This window comes from Nisaea acidiphila, from assembly GCF_024662015.1.
Taxonomy (GTDB): Bacteria; Pseudomonadota; Alphaproteobacteria; order Thalassobaculales; family Thalassobaculaceae; genus Nisaea; species Nisaea acidiphila.
In genome coordinates this window covers 2,548,992-2,564,191 of record NZ_CP102480.1, presented here as the reverse complement: position 1 = coordinate 2,564,191, position 15,200 = coordinate 2,548,992, and the positions used below count along the sequence as shown (strand labels likewise).

The window sequence follows — 15,200 nt, the reverse complement described above, 5'->3', positions numbered from 1 at the left end:
TTACCCGCAACCCGACTTTCACGTCTCGGCGAGCCGAGAGTTCTGCTTAGATTCCCAATTTCCCAGGTTGCGCGATTTTGCTATGCAGAGTAGGTTATGCTGTTTGGAAAGCTACTTAGAATCAACGTTCTCAGTGGTATTTGGGAGAGAGTTTCCTGAAGGTCAGGCTCGCTTTGAGTAACGAACGTTCTAAGTTGCGTCTGATACGGTCGGCGACAAATTAGCGATTGATTGAGAAACCTAGTCCATGAACCAAGATTCCACGATCGTTCCGGTGAGCTGGATACCGGGTCTCCGGCCGAGAAAAATTCTCCTCGCCGTAATGCCTTATGAAGGCGAAGTGCGCGACAAGGTAACGGACAAGTTCTATAAGAACAGCGCTGTTAAATACATGCCGCTCGGCGTGCTGAGCATTGCTGCGTGCATTCCTCCGAGTTACGAAGTCAAGGTTCTCGACGCCGCCAGCCGTGGCCTCACGCTAGAAGAGACGATCGAAGAGATCGAGGCATTCGAACCCGACATCCTGGGGCTTTCCGTTGTCACCTACCGCGCCTGGTCGATGGTGCAGATCCTGAATCGCTGCACCGCGCCTGTGAAGGTCGTTGGCGGACCGCACGCGACGAAGAGTTCCGCCTATATTCTCGAACAGGGCGCCGATGCCGTGTTCATTGACGACGCGGAAGTTACCTTTCCCAAGTGGCTGGCCGATGGCTGCCCCAAAGGCGTTTTCGATGGCGGCCAGGCCGACCTGAACAACCTGCCCATGCCGGCCCGGAAGCTTCTGAACAAAGAAGATTACTACATCGAAAAGAACGACGATCTGCTTTTCGACGTCGGTCGTTTGCGCTTGCCTCTCTTCACCTCAAAGGGATGCCCGTTCAGCTGCATCTATTGCGACGTGCAGCAGAAGACCTTCAACTTCAAATCCCCCGAAAGGGTGGGGGATGAGTTCGAGGACCTGATTGAGTACGGAGCTACCTCGATCCACATTCTCGACGACGCTTTCAATATCCGTAAAAGCCGCGTCGTCGATATCAGCCGCGAATTGGCGTCTCGGGGCATCGATATCGACTGGAGCGCGCGCGGCACTGTCGAGGTTCGGGAGGAAGTCATCGCCGAGCTTGCGGCCGCAGGCTGCAAACGGCTGCACGTCGGGATCGAGTGCCTTGACGACACCCTGCTTCAGACTTTGAAGAAGTCGCAACGCGTTAAACATGTGGAAAAATTCGCCGATCACTGCGCGAAGCACGGGATCGATATCCTCGGTTATTTCATTCTCGGTGCGCCCGGTGAAACCGAAGAGTACCGTCAGAAACTCCCAGGAGTTATTGCGGATCTCAATATCCGGATCCCCTACTTCAATATCCTTTCGCCTCTGGCGGAGACGCCTTACTACAGCCAGCTTCTCTCCGAAGGAAAGTTCGAGCGGGACCATTGGGACGACTTCTGTCGTGAGCCTGTGAAAGATTTCATCATGCCGGACGTCCGCCCTGATGAGGAACGCGCCATGCTCGAGGCAACAATCAAAGAATATGTGGCGTACTTCAAGCGTCGGGACCTGCACGTGTTTGCAGCCTGATAGGGCCTCTTCTCATAACTTGAGCCATCCGAAAACCGGCAGTGCGACCTGCTGCCGGAAGATTCCGATGCGGTCATTAGTGATTCTGGAGCTTTACTGTGAATGATCAATCGAAGGCACGCGCCAAGAAAGGCGGTATCGTTCGATTTAATCCACGGCCCGTTCGAATTTTCGCATCCCTGACGTCAAGAAATCTCGGCGACCTGGTCGGCCAGCACATCGCGGCCGCTTCAATCAAGCACCTTTTCAATACGGCCAGCCTTCTTGCCGAGGCCACCGTTGCGACTGCAATCCAACGGACAATCCTGGGATATAATCAACATATTGATTGCCACCTGGAACTCCCGAGAGGTCACCGTGTGCCGATGGCCGCATTCGATGTCCATTCCGGAGCATTGACGGTGAATTCCGAGGAGTGGAACCGTCTCGGCGGCCGGTTCACCAATGTTTTTCTCGCCGGATACAATGTCGGTGTCGAAATCATACCCAGCCTCCCCTACAAGGCCCGATTTGCCTATCCTGAATCCAAGATCGACCAGAGCAGTCAGATCCTGAAAGACCGAGGTCTTGATCCTGATCGATGGTTCACCGTTATTCATTGGCGAGAGCCCGGATATCTCGATCGCCCGGACGAGATACTGAGAGATGTCAAAGACGTTTCCAGTTTTCATGACACGATACGGCATATAATCGCGAAACAGGGCGGGCAAGTCGTCCGCATCGGGCATCATGGATCGAGCCAGCTGCCGAACGATCTCGGCAACGTCATTGATCTGTCCGACATCCCGGACTCTTTCGATCTGCAATGTTTTGCAATCAGCCGGGCCAGGTATTTCATCGGAAGCTGCACGGGACCCAATGTACTGGGGTCGGCTTTCGGCACACCGAGCCTGATCACAAATCAGCTGGGAGCGGATGCGGTCTGGAATCCCGACGATATTTGCCTCACTCAAACACTTCGTACCGGAGACGGACAGCTGCTGACCGGCGAGCAATTCTTTCGTGCCGGCTTCCTTCATCATGGCTTATTGAAAAACAAGATATTGAAATCGGGCAAAGGTTTTGAGCTCTTCCAGAATACGGCCGAAGAGATCATCCGCTGTGCGGACCTCATGTATGAAAAAACGGAGGGTTGCTCAGGTTGGCGCATCCCCGATCCCGTAGGCACGTTACCGGCCAAGCGTCCCAACTACATGCCGCAACCCCTACAACCTGCATTCAACACAAGCCTGTTTGCGGATAATCAATAGTCGGGTCATGTTTCGCGCCTAACCAAGAATGGCGGCATTGACAGGTAATGACTCCCGGGACTCCGTCCAGGATTCCCCAAATTTGCTATGGCGATTTGAAATTTCGGCCGAACTAAAGCAATATTAACCATATCACATCCGTGAAACATGCGATTGCGAGGCCGGAGCGATCGTCTGCGTCCCGGTCCGCGCCATCGCCATCCAGGGGTGGGGTGGTCAGATGTTTTTTGCGAAACTACTGGCCCGAGTGGTCAGCAAGGGAACGATCTCCGTCATCGATCCCGCCGGAAAGTCCCGGACCGTGGGATCCGGAATGCCGAAAGTCACGCTGCGTGTGCATGACTGGCGCACAGATCTGCACCTCGCCGTGCATCCGACAATGGCCGCCGGTGAAGCGTATATGAACGGGCGGCTGACGATCGAGGACGGCACCCTCTATGACTTCGTAGAGATCGCCTCAAGGAATCTGGACGATCTCGCATCGCACCCGGTTCAGCGTGTGATCGATGGCGTCTCCGCCTTCCTGCGCCGGGTGCAGCAACACAACCCGCTGCATCGCGCGCAGCGAAACGTGACGCACCACTACGATCTTTCCGATCGGCTCTATGAAAGCTTCCTCGATCCTCAACGGCAGTATTCCTGCGCCTATTTCACCCATCCGGAAATGGGACTGGACGCAGCGCAGGAGGCGAAAATCCGACATATCGCCGCCAAGCTGCTGCTGAAACCGGGGCAACGGGTGCTGGATATCGGCTGCGGCTGGGGCGGGCTCGCGCTGGCGCTGGCCCGCATGGCGGATGTCGAGGTGCTCGGCGTCACTCTCTCGGTCGGACAGCACAAATATGCTTCCGAACGGGCGCGCGCCGCCGGGCTCGAAGACCGGGTCCGGTTCGAACTGCGCGATTACCGGCTGCTCGACGAGGAATTCGACCGTGTGGTCTCGGTCGGCATGTTCGAGCATGTCGGCGTCGGCCATTACGGCGAGTTCTTCGGTAAGGTCCGCACGCTGCTGAAGCCGGATGGTGTCGCCCTGCTGCATTCGATCGGCCGGCATGACGGACCGGGCGTCACCAATCCCTGGATCCGCCGCTACATCTTCCCCGGTGGCTATTCTCCCGCGCTGTCGGAAGTGTTGCCGGTGATCGAGACGGAACGGCTCTGGGCGACAGACATCGAGATCCTGCGCCTGCATTACGCGGAGACCCTGCGTCACTGGAGGGAGCGGTTCGAGAAACACCGCGCGGAAATGGCCGCGCTCTACGACGAGCGGTTCTGCCGGATGTGGGAGCTCTACCTGATCGGCTCGGAACTCTCCTTTCGGCTGATGGGGCATATGGTGTTTCAGATCCAGCTCGCGAAGGATATCGAGGCCGTTCCACTGACGCGGGACTATATCGGCGCGTTCGAAAAGGCCTCGACGCCGGCCCTGCGCAGCGTCCCGGACCCGAAAGCGAAGGCGAAGGCGAATTGATTTTCCGCCTCAGAGAAGCAGGAAATCCTCCGCGCTCATGATCGCCGTTTGAGCGTGAGCCGGCACGGACTCGAATGCGGAGAGGGCGGTTCCGCCTTCAAGTTTCCCGGCGGACTCGCGCGCCGGGTCGATCAGTGCGATATCGTAGCTGGCGATCGGATCCCGCGACTCCACACTCCGTACCCCGAAATGGTCGCGGGCCTCATCCTCCCCATAGACTGCCAATAGCCTGCGGATCGCCTCCTGCGTGTCCGGCGCACCGGCCATCTCCGCCGGCGTTTGGGGAGCGGCATCGGCGCCGTCCCGATCGGTCGCACGGCGGGCCGGACGCGCGCCGGCGAGCTGCCGCTCGACGATCCCCGCCGCGCCCTCGCCAGGTGCAAATCCCATATTCCATTGCACGCTCCGGGCGGGTGCAACAAAGCCGGAACCCGGATAGTCCGCATTGAACACGATCGACATACTGTCCCGTTCTCACCTTTCTGGATCGGCCCGGGCTTACACCGGGCACGGAGAGACGGAAAAGCAAGAAGCGGACCATGGGGCGCATCTTCCGGCGAGTTCGGGAACACTCGCTGGTGCCCCGCCGGGCGGCGCCTGTCAGAGATCCCCGATAAGCAGGACTCCCATCGTCTTGTCGACGGTCTCCCCATCGGTGGCGAGCGGGGCGTGGACAGAGCGGAAGGTCCGCCAGCTCTTGTCCGGAGCCCAGGTGATATGACCCCGCCGCACCAGCGGCCGCCGGGCCGCTACCACCTCGCCGAACTCTCCAATCACATCTGCGGCCGACACGCCGAAGGTACATTCGGACATCCTGCGCCCGGAATAGTCACGTCCCAACGCGGTCGCGATTTCGGTACCAACCAGCCGGTAGTGAAAATCGGCGCCGCCATCGATTACGTCGAGGATCAGGATATGACCGAGCCATTCCATCAAGTCCTCGATCTCGAAAGCCTGCCGCGATGGAATGGACTGGTCTGGGCGGCGGCGGTCCTCCCAAAGTTGCATGAACCGGCTGATCGCCGGATCGTCACTCGTCGTAAAGGTTTCGTATTCCCAGCTCACACCTGCGCCCGCCGCCAGAGAGTCCGTCTCGGCCGAACCGGCGCGGAGGTCGGCCGCAACGGCGTCAATCATGCCACGACAGCCGGAGCTGTAACAGTCACCGGGCGAAAAGGCTACCGTATCCATCGATCTCCGGCCGAATCCCCGCAAGCCTGAGACACTGCCAGAGGCTGGCCTGATTGGCGGTGATTGCCGGGCGCGCCAGATCCCGCTCCAGCGCATCGATGATCCCGACGCAGCGGAAACCCGTGCCAAGGATGAGCACGCCGTCCGCCTCCGCCGGGCAGGCGGTCCGGATCGCGGCATAGAGCGGCTCGATCTGCTGTTCGAAGCCGAGACCCTCCGGATACATCTCCGCGAACGGCACCTCGCGCCAGCCGGGCCCCGGATCGTGCCGCATGTGGCCTGCCCGCGTGACGCCGTGCGCGCCGAACCAGGCGAGGCCCTTCTCCAGGGTCGCGTCGTTGAACCAGGGCGGGAAGACAAGAAACGGGCGCGTCACGCCGGACGCCCCGAGGGCCGCGAGGCAATCGAGCCCGTTCGTGCTGACCGAGATTTCGGGACCGAGGATTTCCGAGAGACGTTCGATCACCGCCTCATCCCATCCCGCGCCGCCGACTAGGCTGGAGGAGCTATGGCCGAGCACCACGGCGGAGAGCCGCATCGCCGCGAACTGCTCTGCCCCGCGCTTGAGATCGTCCGCGAGCGTCACCCGGCGCCGCTCCGCGTCCCACGCCACCCAGGGCGCGGAGGCCGTGACCCGCGCCGCGTGGACGGAGATGCCTTCCGGAGCCATGGCCCACCATTCCGCTTCCGGAACGGCTTCGCTGGAGACGATGAACATGCCGAAGCGGGCCTTCCAGCCCCAATTGTCCCGCTGCGTCACCTGCCGTCTCCCCCAGTCGTTTTTTTAAGCGGCGAGCGCCGCGTCGGCCGCCGCGAGGGCGTCCTTGTCGTCCGCCGCGCCGCCGAGATCCCGGAGCGCCGCCGCGATCTGCCCGAGATCGGTCCGGATATCCTCGTCGCCGACCCAGCCCATCGTGCCGATCCGCACCAGCCGGTCCTTAAGCTCCTCGAAGCGGCTGCCCGCGACGACGCAATTGTAACGCTTGAGCAGATGGTCGATCAGCGTCGGCGCCGATATCCCCTCCGGCGTCCGCACCACGACAAGCGTCGGACTCGGTGTTGCCGTCGGGAAGACGGAGAAGCCGAGCGCTTCGAGGCCGGCGGTGAGGGCGCGATTGTGCCGTTTGTGCCGGGCCAGCGTCTTCGCGAGACCGGTCTCGCCGATCATCGCCAGCGCCTCGCCGAGTGCGTTCAGCATCGCGACCGGCGCGGTATAGGTCGGCTCGCCCTTCTCCGCCATCGGCCGGAACTTGCGATAATCGAAATAGCCGCGCGGCCCGCGGTCGTCGCGGTCGATCACCCCCCAGGCCTTCTCGCTGATGCTGGCGATGCCGATCCCCGGCGGACACATCAGGCATTTCTGCGAGGCCGAGACCACCACGTCGACGCCCCACGCATCCGCCTTCATCTCGGTGCCGGCGAGCCCGCTCACGCTGTCGCAGCAGAGCACGGCATCGCTTTCCGCGACGATCGCGCCGAGCGCCTCCAGATCCGTCAGCGCCCCGGTCGAGCTCTCGCTATGCACCGTGAAGACCGCCGCATAGTCCTTTTCGGCGAGCGCCTTGCGCACGCCGTCGAGATCCACCGGCGCGCCGAGCGGCGAGATCACCTCGTCCGCCTCGGCCCCGATCCCCTCGGCCAGCCGCCGGAACACCGGGCCCCACTGTCCGTTGGTCGTGATCAGCACCCGCTTACCCGGCCCCGCGACATTCACCATCGCCGATTCCATTGCCCCGATCCCGGTCGAGGCGAAGAGGAACGGCGGAACGCCGCCACGTCCGATGATCGGCTGCAGCCTCTGCTGGATCGATTTGAAGCGGGCGAGAAATTCGGGGCCCCGATGCGCCACCATCGGCCGCGCGGCGGCCTGGAGGACACGGCCCGGAACCGCGGTCGGACCGGGCAGGCGGAGACGGTAGGGCAGCGAGGCCCCTGAATTGGAAACGGACATGGCTGTGCTCTTGAAATGGAACTCCCCGAACGGGAGGCAGGCCCATGGAAGCAGCGCGGAGCCGGCAACGCAATAGAGCAATCGCACCGACGACACCGGACATAAATTAACGTTGAACCACTGTCATACAGCGATACGATCCATTGACCGAAAGGCGATTGATTTTCCCGGAACGGGTGTTACTCAGTGGAAATTCTGGAACTTGCCGCAGAAGTCATCGATTTCGTCGCGGTCTGCCTGCTGCTCGCCGGAATCGTGATGGCTACGATTCTCGCGCTGCGCGAGTGTTTCTGGTCCGAAGGGAGCTGGGCCGAACGGCTGTCCGGATCATTCCTCATCACGTTCCGGATCACGCTCGGACGCTGGCTTCTGGCCGGCCTGGAAGCGCTGATCGTCTCGGACGTCCTGCACTCGATCTATCGCCGTACCCTGGAAGAGATCGGCATCCTGGGGGCCATCGTCGCGATCAGGACGGCACTCGCCTATTTCCTCGACCACGAGATCACCCGGGTCGAAGAGCGCGACGAAGCGGCGCGCAAACAACAGGAAAGCGCTAAATGACGACGAACGGCGAAACGACGCCTGCAAAGGACGGCATTCGGCGTCTGAAAGCGTAAAAGCGGGAAACCCGGCAGTTTTCGGTTTGCCGCCGGAGCCGGCAGCTACATCTCGACTTCGGTCGCGGCGCCCTTTTCGATGGCGCTCCGCAGGACGACTTCCGCCACCGCCAGGTCCTGCAATCCGACCCCGGTGCCGTCGAACAGGGTGACCTCGCGTTCCGATGTCCGTCCCGGATGGGTTCCGTTGATGACGGCACCGATCTCGATGATTTCCGCTTCCGTCTTTGCTCCGAGCGCGAGCGCGTGCTGGCATTCGCCGATCGTGACTGCTTGCGCGACCTCGTCCGTGAAGGTGGCCGCACGCGCGACGAGATCCGCGGACACTTCCTGTTTGCCTTTCGTGTCGGTTCCCATGCAGACGACATGCGTCCCGTCTTTCACGACCGCATTCTCGAGGACGGGCGCGAAACTCGACGTGATGGTTACGATGACGTCGGACTGCGCCCCCAATTCCTCAAGGGAGACCGCTTGGAACTCCAGGCCGCGATCGACCGCGATCTTTTCGAGCGCGGCGAGCTTATCGGGCGTCCGGTTCCAGGCGACCACCTTTCCGAAGGGCCGCTGCTCCAGAACCGCCCGGAGCTGGAAACCCGCCTGATGTCCCGCCCCGACGATCCCGAGCGTCCGCGCGTCCTTACGCGCCAGATGCGCGACCGAAACCGCGGCGGCAGCGGCCGTTCGCAGGGCCGTGATCAGGTTCGCGCCCACCACCGCCTTGCATTTTCCCGTATCGGCATCGAACAGGAAGATCGTCGACTGGTGATTGATCAGGCCCCGCTCGTGATTGTGCGGCCAGTAGCCGCCGGATTTCAGGCCGAGCGCGAGGCTGTCCCTGTCGAAGCCGGACTTGAAGCCGTAAAGCGCGTCCCGGTGACCGATCGCCTCCCGTATCACCGGAAAATTATAGGCGCTGCGCCGGGCCATCGAGGCGAAGACCTGCTCGACGGCGGTGAAGCAGTCGCGGGCAGAGATAAGCTCCGCAATCGCGCGTTCGGGAACCAGATACATCGGGACAGACCAGACAATTGAAGAAAAGAGCCCCGCCGAGGGCGGGGCGTTCAGTGGGAGCTAACCTTAATAGGCCTTGCCGCGCGCCGAAACCGGCCAGACCACTTCGACCTTGCCGTCGCGCACGCCGACATACCAGTCATGCACATTGCAGGTCGGATCGCAGTGACCGGGTACGAGACGGAGCTTCTCGTTCACGCTGAGCTTGCCGTCCGGGTCCTCGATCACGCCGTGCTCGTCCGAGCACTTGATGTATTTGACGTCGTCGCGGCCGAACACGAAAGGCAGGCCGCTATCGACGGACTGGGCTTTCAGGCCCGCGTCGCAAACGGCGATCCCCGGTTTGGCGTGGCTCATCACGCTGGTCAGGATGAAGAGCGCGTTCTCCCATTCGCCCTGGTCGATCCGCTTGCCTTGTTCGTCCAGGATGCGGCCGTAATCGGCATCCATGAAGGCGTAGGAGCCGCATTGCAGTTCGTTATAGACGCCGGAATTGCTCTCGAAATAGTAGGACCCGGTGCCGCCGCCGGAGACCAGTTCGGGCTCCAGCCCTTCGGCTTTGAGCGCGTCGACCGCGTCCTTGACCATGGCGATCGCGGCATCGAGCTTTTCCTTGCGGGCCGCGTAGCTGTCGAGGTGCTGCATCGCGCCCTGATAGGCCTGAATGCCGGTGAATTTCAGATTCGGCGCCGCGTCGATCGCCTTGGCGATCCGGACCACGTCCCCACTGGTCACGACGCCGCATCGGCCGGCGCCGCAATCGATCTCGACGAAGCATTCGAGCTGGTTTCCGTGACGGACCGCCGCTTCGGAAAGATCGGCGACATTGGCGATGTCGTCGACGCAGACGATGGTCCGCGCGCCGTAACCCGGCAGCTTCGCCAGACGGTCGATCTTGGCCGGATCGCGCACCTGGTTCGAAACCAGAACATCCTTGATCCCGCCGCGGGCGAAAACCTCCGCCTCGGACACCTTCTGGCAGCAGACGCCGACGGCTCCACCGAGCTTCTCCTGGAGTTTGGCGACATCGACCGACTTGTGCATCTTGCCGTGAACGCGATGCCGCATGCCGTGGGCCTTCGCGTAATCCCCCATCTTTTTGATGTTGCGCTCAAGCGCGTCCATGTCGAGGACGAGGCACGGGGTCTGGATGTCCGCCGCGTCCATTCCCGGCACCGCCGGAACGTCGTAGCCGACTTCCAGATTGGCGAATTTCGATTCCATGTTCATGGGGCGTTCCTCCCGTCAGGTGTTCATCCAGGGCAGCCTGTCCAGATCGACATTGCCGCCGGTAATCACGACTCCGACCCTCTTGCCGGCGAAGACGTCCGGATTCTTGAGGATGGTCGCGAGCGGCACCGCGCTCGAGGGTTCCATGACCAGCTTCATCCGCTTCCAGATGAGCTTCATGGCATCCACGATTTCCTGTTCCGAGGCGGTCAGGATGTCGGTCACGCAGGTGCTGACGAAATGCCAGGTCAGCTCCTTCAGCGGCACCTTGAGCCCGTCCGCCACGGTTTCGGGAGCGTCGTCGGCGATGATGTGCCCGGCCTTGAAACTGCGATAGGCGTCGTCCGCCTGCTCCGGTTCCGCCGCGTAGATCTCCACCTTCGGCGCGAGATTGGAGAGCGTGAGGCAGGTGCCGGAGACCATCCCGCCGCCGCCGATGGGCGCGATAACCGCGTCCAGCCCCTCGACCTGCTCCAGCAGCTCCTTCGAGCAGGTGCCCTGCCCGGCGATCACGCGATGATCGTTGTAGGGATGCACGAATTCCTGTCCGGTCTCCGCGACCACCTCGGCGAAGACCGCCTCCCGCGACGAGGTGGAGGGCTCGCATTCGACGACGCGCCCGCCATAGCCAATCACGGCATCCTTCTTGGCCTGCGGCGCGGTCCGCGGCATCACCACCGTGCAGGGAATGCCCCGCCGGCCGGCGGCGTAGCTGAGGCAGGTGCCGTGATTGCCCGAGGAATGCGTCGCCACGCCTCTGGCGGCCTGGGCATCAGTCAGACCGAACACGGCATTTGACGCGCCGCGCGCCTTGAAGGCGCCCGCCTTCTGCAGGTTCTCGCATTTGAAGAACAGCTGCGCGCCGCTCATCTCGTCGAGCATGCGCGAGCTGAAGACCGGCGTCCTGTTGATATGGGGCCGGATCCGCGCATGCGTCGCGAGCATGTCGTCCAGATCCGGGATGTACATCTCCGTCTCCATGGCCCGCATCTTACTGCGCCGCCATGCGCTGGGGGTCGGCACCGGCGCGGTAGACGTCCTGCGCCGCGGCAACGCCGGAGCCAAGCCGGACATCCAGCCCGAGATCGGCCATGCACATTTCCGCCGTCGCAATTCCGGAGAGCGCCATGACATCGCTCAGGCTGCCGAGATGCCCGATGCGGAACACCTTGCCGGCGACCTCTCCGAGCCCGGCCCCGAAAGCGACGTCATAGACCGTTGCCGCGTGGCTCACGATCCGCCCTGCGTCGAAGCCCTCCGGCGTGCAGATGGCGCTGACCGTGTCGGAATAGAGATCCGGCGATTTCGCGCAGAGCTCCAGTCCCCAGGCACCGACCGCGGCACGCACCCCGTCGGCGATCCGGCGATGGCGAGCGAAGACATTGTCGAGCCCCTCCGCCAGCAGCATCTCCGTCGCGCATTTCAGACCGTTCAGCAGCCCGACCGACGGGGTGTAGGGGTAACCGTTGCCGGCGTAGCTCTCCGCCATGTCGCGGATATCGAAGAACGTCCGGGGCAGCTTGGCGCTTTCGACGGCCGCCCTTGCCCGCGGGGAAAACGCCGCGATCGCCAGGCCGCTCGGCAGCATGAAACCCTTTTGCGAGCCGGTGACCGCGACATCCACGCCCCACTCGTCCATCCGGAAATCGATCGAGCCGATCGAGCTGACGCCGTCGACCAGGAGCAGGGCCGGATGCCTGCTCGCGTCGAGCGCCTCGCGAACCGCCGCGATGCTGGAACAGACGCCCGTCGCGGTCTCGTTGTGCGTCGCCAGCACCGCCTTGATGCCGTGGGAGCCGTCGGCGGCGAGGATCTCAGCGAAGCGGGCGGCCGGAATGCCCGTGCCCCAGGGCGTATCGACGATCTCGACCTCGAGACCGTGGCGCTGGCAGAGATCGATCCAGCGGTGGCTGAAGACGCCGTTGCGCGCGGCGAGGACCTTGTCGCCGGGAGACAGAGTGTTGGTGATCGCGGCCTCCCACCCGCCGGTTCCGCTTGCCGGAAACAGGAACATCTCGGCCTCGCGCGTCTTCAGAACCTGCTTCACGCCCTGCAATGCCGGGTGAAGGATGTCGCTGAACGCGGCGGACCGATGATCCATCGTCGGCATGTCCACCGCCTTGCGCAGGCTTTCCGGCACGTTGGTCGGACCGGGGATGAAAACAGGGTTCTGCTGGTTCATTCTTTCCTCCGCACCCGGCGCCGGCAGCATGGAGCGCCCGGGCAACCGATCGTTGATGAGCGGTTTCTAGCACAGGCCAAAACGGAGGTATATTTTCTTGAAAAACATTTTTATTGAATGAAAAAATAAGCCACTCATATGTTTTTAATAGTTTTTCTTTTTTTCATTGATTGAATAAGTTTTTCATCAACAGATTTTTTTCGCAGAGACGAGGTGAGGTCATGCCGGAGGAACTCCGCCGCAAGGGGCGCCCGAAACGGTTTTCGGGAGAGCCGAGCCAGCCCACGATCCAGGCGCTCGACCGGGCGCTCGACGTGCTCATCCTGCTCCAGACCCGCGAGGGCATCACCCTGAGCGAGATCGCCCGCGAGCTCGACCAGTCGGTCGCCACCATCCACCGCGTGCTCTCGACGCTGGAAGCGCGCGAGTTCGTGGAAACCAACGCGGCAAGCCAGGAATGGCATATCGGCCCCGCCGCCTTCCGCGTCGGGTCGGCCTTCCTGCGCCGGCGGAACGTCGTCGAGCGCAGCCGCCCGATCATGCGCGAACTCATGCAGAGGACCGGGGAGACCTCCAATCTGGGCGTGGAGTGGAACGACAGGGTCCTGTTCGTCAGCCAGATGGAAACCCACCAGCCGATCCGCGCTTTCTTCCGCCCCGGCACCGTGGCCCCGCTCTACGCTTCCGGCATCGGCAAGGCGCTGCTCACCACCTATCCGGCGGAAAAGCTCGCGGCCTATCTGGAAACAGCCGAACTGGAACGCTTCACGGAGAAAACCCTGACATCGGTCGCGGAGCTGTCCGCGGACCTCGATAAGTCCCGTGCGCGGGGCTATGTCGTCGACGACGAGGAACGGACCGAAGGCATGCGCTGCGTCGCCGCCCCGATCTACAACGATTTCGGCGAAGCCATCGCGGCGATCTCCGTCTCGGGACCGACGGCACGGATGCCGGGGGACAAGATTGAAACTCTCGGAGAGGCGGTGAGGGACGCGGCGGCGACAGTGTCGCATCTGATCGGCGCCGGCGGGCGGGATCGCTAGCCAGGAAAAAGGCGGAGCGTGCGGCTGGCAAATTTAATCTTGGGGAAACTGGCGGAGAGAGAGGGAGCCACCAAACCGACCGAATGGGCCGTAAGCCTTGATTTAGTTGCTTAATCAGCGTCCAGTTCCTACAACACATCCCCCATTCCGACCTACATCGGCCCCTCTGAATGATCCTCCGGCTTCCCTACCTGACCTCCGACCGCAAGACAGGCAACTACACCTATCGTCGAGCGGTTCCAAAGGACCTCCGCGAGGCCCTCGGGCGCCGTGAGATCAACCACAGCCTCGGCACGAAAGACCGGGCGGTTGCGCTCCGTAAGTACCATCCTGTGCATCAACAGGCCGAACGGCTGCTTAAGGATGCCCGCTCCCAGTCGTCGCCCGGCGCGGTAGCGAGGGTGGCACGCGAGCACCTTAACAACAGGGGCTTCAAGGCCGACTTGCCACTCAACGACCCCGCAGTTTCTCCCCTCGAACGCGAACTTCGGATCGAGGCTTACGAGGACCTACACGACAGGTCTGGGCCTGACGGCGAGCAACTTCCTCGCGACGAATGGCGACTCTACGATCCGGCCGCGCAGCCGGAAGCCGAGATCCTCATCAACGGCTACAGCGCGCTCAAGATTGCCCCGACGCTTCGCGAAGGTATCGAGATCTATCTGGTAGAGCGTGGGCGGGAGCCGAACGCTTCCCTACGGGACAAACGGTATGGCGCTTTTCAGCATCGCGTTGCGACCGTATTGGCAGAGGTCCTCACACCACTGGGTGACCGAACCCCTATAGACAAGATCACGAGGGAAGACGCCCTGCGGTGGCGGACACACGCGCTGGGTTTCTTGGATACAGGGACCGTCGATAAGCACCTGAAGGCCCTCCGTGCCCAGTTCAGGCGCCTCTACGAGACCCACGACATCGACCGACGCAACCCCTTCGAGAGCCTCGACATACCGAAGTCGAAGAAGCGACTCGCTAGGGACAACCGGTTGCCGTTCACGCCATCGCAGGAAGACCACGTTCGATCCCTGCTACCAAAGATGAACGAGGATGCTCAGCTAGTGCTGCGGCTCCTGATGACGACGGGCTGCCGCCAGACAGAGGCATGTCACTTGGTGGCCGAGGATATCGTTCTGGATGGTGAGATCGCTTATATCCATATCCGGCCCAACGAGCGCAACGGCTGGCTGGTGAAGGGCTCCTTTGCTCGGCGCGTCCCCATCGTCGATCCAGAGACGCTCGAACTGATCCGCAAGTACCCGGATGGTCCCTCTAGGTATCATGCCGAGGACGGCCCCACGAACTTCTCCACAGCGACGAACAAGTTCCTCAGGGAGAACGGTCTGTCAGACGGGAACGTGTCGGTGAACTCCTCCCGGCATACGATGAAGAAGAAGCTCATGGCCGTCGAAGCTCCCGCATCGGTCATCGACGAGATCATGGGGCACTCCTCGGGGGCCGCTAAAGAGGTTTATGGGGACGGCCTGCCTCTGGAGGTGTCAGCGCGCTGGCTGAGAGCAGCTTTGGGTCTGACGCCGGGAGGCACTCAGGAGCCGCCAGAGGCGGCAACAGACTCTTCAAGCGCTCACATAGGCTGTGATTGACGAACGGCCGTCAGTGACTCGCTGAGGGCCTCTCATGCGCCTTAAAATCTTGGCGTAGATTTGTCTGCCCACCT

At 62.1% G+C, this 15,200-nt stretch carries 14 protein-coding genes; 6 read left to right on the top strand and 8 right to left on the bottom strand.

Features of this window, described 5'->3' with window-relative positions; translation table 11 throughout:
- Nucleotides 1-247: 247 nt before the first annotated feature.
- The 3 genes from NUH88_RS11845 (at nucleotide 248) to NUH88_RS11835 (ending at nucleotide 4,300) form a co-directional block, all read left to right on the top strand.
- Entirely contained in the window at nucleotides 248-1,579 is a 1,332-nt protein-coding gene (locus NUH88_RS11845) for a B12-binding domain-containing radical SAM protein (protein WP_257766617.1), read from the top strand.
- A 98-nt stretch (nucleotides 1,580-1,677) separates the two neighbouring features.
- The gene (locus NUH88_RS11840; RefSeq protein WP_257766616.1) at nucleotides 1,678-2,829 is read left to right on the top strand and encodes a TIGR04372 family glycosyltransferase; all 1,152 of its coding nucleotides are present in this window, start codon (nucleotides 1,678-1,680) and stop codon (nucleotides 2,827-2,829) included.
- A 220-nt stretch (nucleotides 2,830-3,049) separates the two neighbouring features.
- A complete protein-coding gene (locus tag NUH88_RS11835; protein ID WP_257766615.1) occupies nucleotides 3,050-4,300 on the top strand; it encodes an SAM-dependent methyltransferase in 1,251 nt (416 codons plus the stop codon).
- Between the two features lie 9 nt (nucleotides 4,301-4,309).
- Here NUH88_RS11835 and NUH88_RS11830 read toward each other — a convergent pair whose 3' ends face one another.
- The 4 genes from NUH88_RS11830 to NUH88_RS11815 all read right to left on the bottom strand — a co-directional run bounded on the left by NUH88_RS11830 (nucleotide 4,310) and on the right by NUH88_RS11815 (nucleotide 7,442).
- On the bottom strand, nucleotides 4,310-4,762 hold the full coding sequence (locus NUH88_RS11830) for a hypothetical protein (RefSeq protein ID WP_257766614.1): 453 nt from the start codon (nucleotides 4,760-4,762) through the stop codon (nucleotides 4,310-4,312).
- A gap of 138 nt (nucleotides 4,763-4,900) precedes the next feature.
- Nucleotides 4,901-5,437, bottom strand: a complete 537-nt coding sequence (locus NUH88_RS11825; RefSeq protein ID WP_257766613.1) for a PAS domain-containing protein — start codon at nucleotides 5,435-5,437, stop codon at nucleotides 4,901-4,903.
- Between the two features lie 25 nt (nucleotides 5,438-5,462).
- A complete protein-coding gene (locus tag NUH88_RS11820; RefSeq protein WP_257766612.1) occupies nucleotides 5,463-6,251 on the bottom strand; it encodes a maleate cis-trans isomerase family protein in 789 nt (262 codons plus the stop codon).
- A gap of 24 nt (nucleotides 6,252-6,275) precedes the next feature.
- Nucleotides 6,276-7,442 (bottom strand): pyridoxal-phosphate-dependent aminotransferase family protein, encoded by a 1,167-nt coding sequence (locus tag NUH88_RS11815; RefSeq protein WP_257766611.1) that lies wholly within the window; start codon nucleotides 7,440-7,442, stop codon nucleotides 6,276-6,278.
- Nucleotides 7,443-7,628: 186 nt separating this feature from the next.
- On the opposite strand from NUH88_RS11815, the gene NUH88_RS11810 reads away from it, so the two are divergent.
- Nucleotides 7,629-8,003 (top strand): DUF1622 domain-containing protein, encoded by a 375-nt coding sequence (locus tag NUH88_RS11810; protein WP_257766610.1) that lies wholly within the window; start codon nucleotides 7,629-7,631, stop codon nucleotides 8,001-8,003.
- Between the two features lie 101 nt (nucleotides 8,004-8,104).
- On the opposite strand, the gene bhcD is transcribed toward NUH88_RS11810, so the two are convergent.
- The 4 genes from bhcD to bhcA form a co-directional block, all read right to left on the bottom strand.
- The gene (gene bhcD, locus NUH88_RS11805; protein WP_257766609.1) at nucleotides 8,105-9,070 is read right to left on the bottom strand and encodes an iminosuccinate reductase BhcD; all 966 of its coding nucleotides are present in this window, start codon (nucleotides 9,068-9,070) and stop codon (nucleotides 8,105-8,107) included.
- A 66-nt stretch (nucleotides 9,071-9,136) separates the two neighbouring features.
- Nucleotides 9,137-10,300: a 3-hydroxy-D-aspartate aldolase BhcC gene (gene bhcC, locus NUH88_RS11800; RefSeq protein WP_257766608.1), complete on the bottom strand. Its 1,164-nt coding sequence runs from the start codon at nucleotides 10,298-10,300 to the stop codon at nucleotides 9,137-9,139.
- Nucleotides 10,301-10,315: 15 nt separating this feature from the next.
- Complete coding sequence (gene bhcB, locus NUH88_RS11795; RefSeq protein WP_257766607.1) at nucleotides 10,316-11,269, bottom strand: beta-hydroxyaspartate dehydratase BhcB; 954 nt, start codon at nucleotides 11,267-11,269, stop codon at nucleotides 10,316-10,318.
- A 22-nt stretch (nucleotides 11,270-11,291) separates the two neighbouring features.
- Complete coding sequence (gene bhcA, locus NUH88_RS11790) at nucleotides 11,292-12,482, bottom strand: L-aspartate--glyoxylate aminotransferase BhcA (RefSeq protein WP_257766606.1); 1,191 nt, start codon at nucleotides 12,480-12,482, stop codon at nucleotides 11,292-11,294.
- A gap of 221 nt (nucleotides 12,483-12,703) precedes the next feature.
- Between bhcA and bhcR the strand changes: the two genes are divergently transcribed.
- Entirely contained in the window at nucleotides 12,704-13,525 is an 822-nt protein-coding gene (gene bhcR / locus NUH88_RS11785) for an HTH-type transcriptional regulator BhcR (RefSeq protein ID WP_257766605.1), read from the top strand.
- A gap of 170 nt (nucleotides 13,526-13,695) precedes the next feature.
- Nucleotides 13,696-15,126, top strand: coding sequence for a DUF6538 domain-containing protein (locus tag NUH88_RS11780; protein WP_257766604.1), 1,431 nt, complete (start codon nucleotides 13,696-13,698; stop codon nucleotides 15,124-15,126).
- The last annotated feature ends 74 nt before the right edge of the window (nucleotides 15,127-15,200 follow it).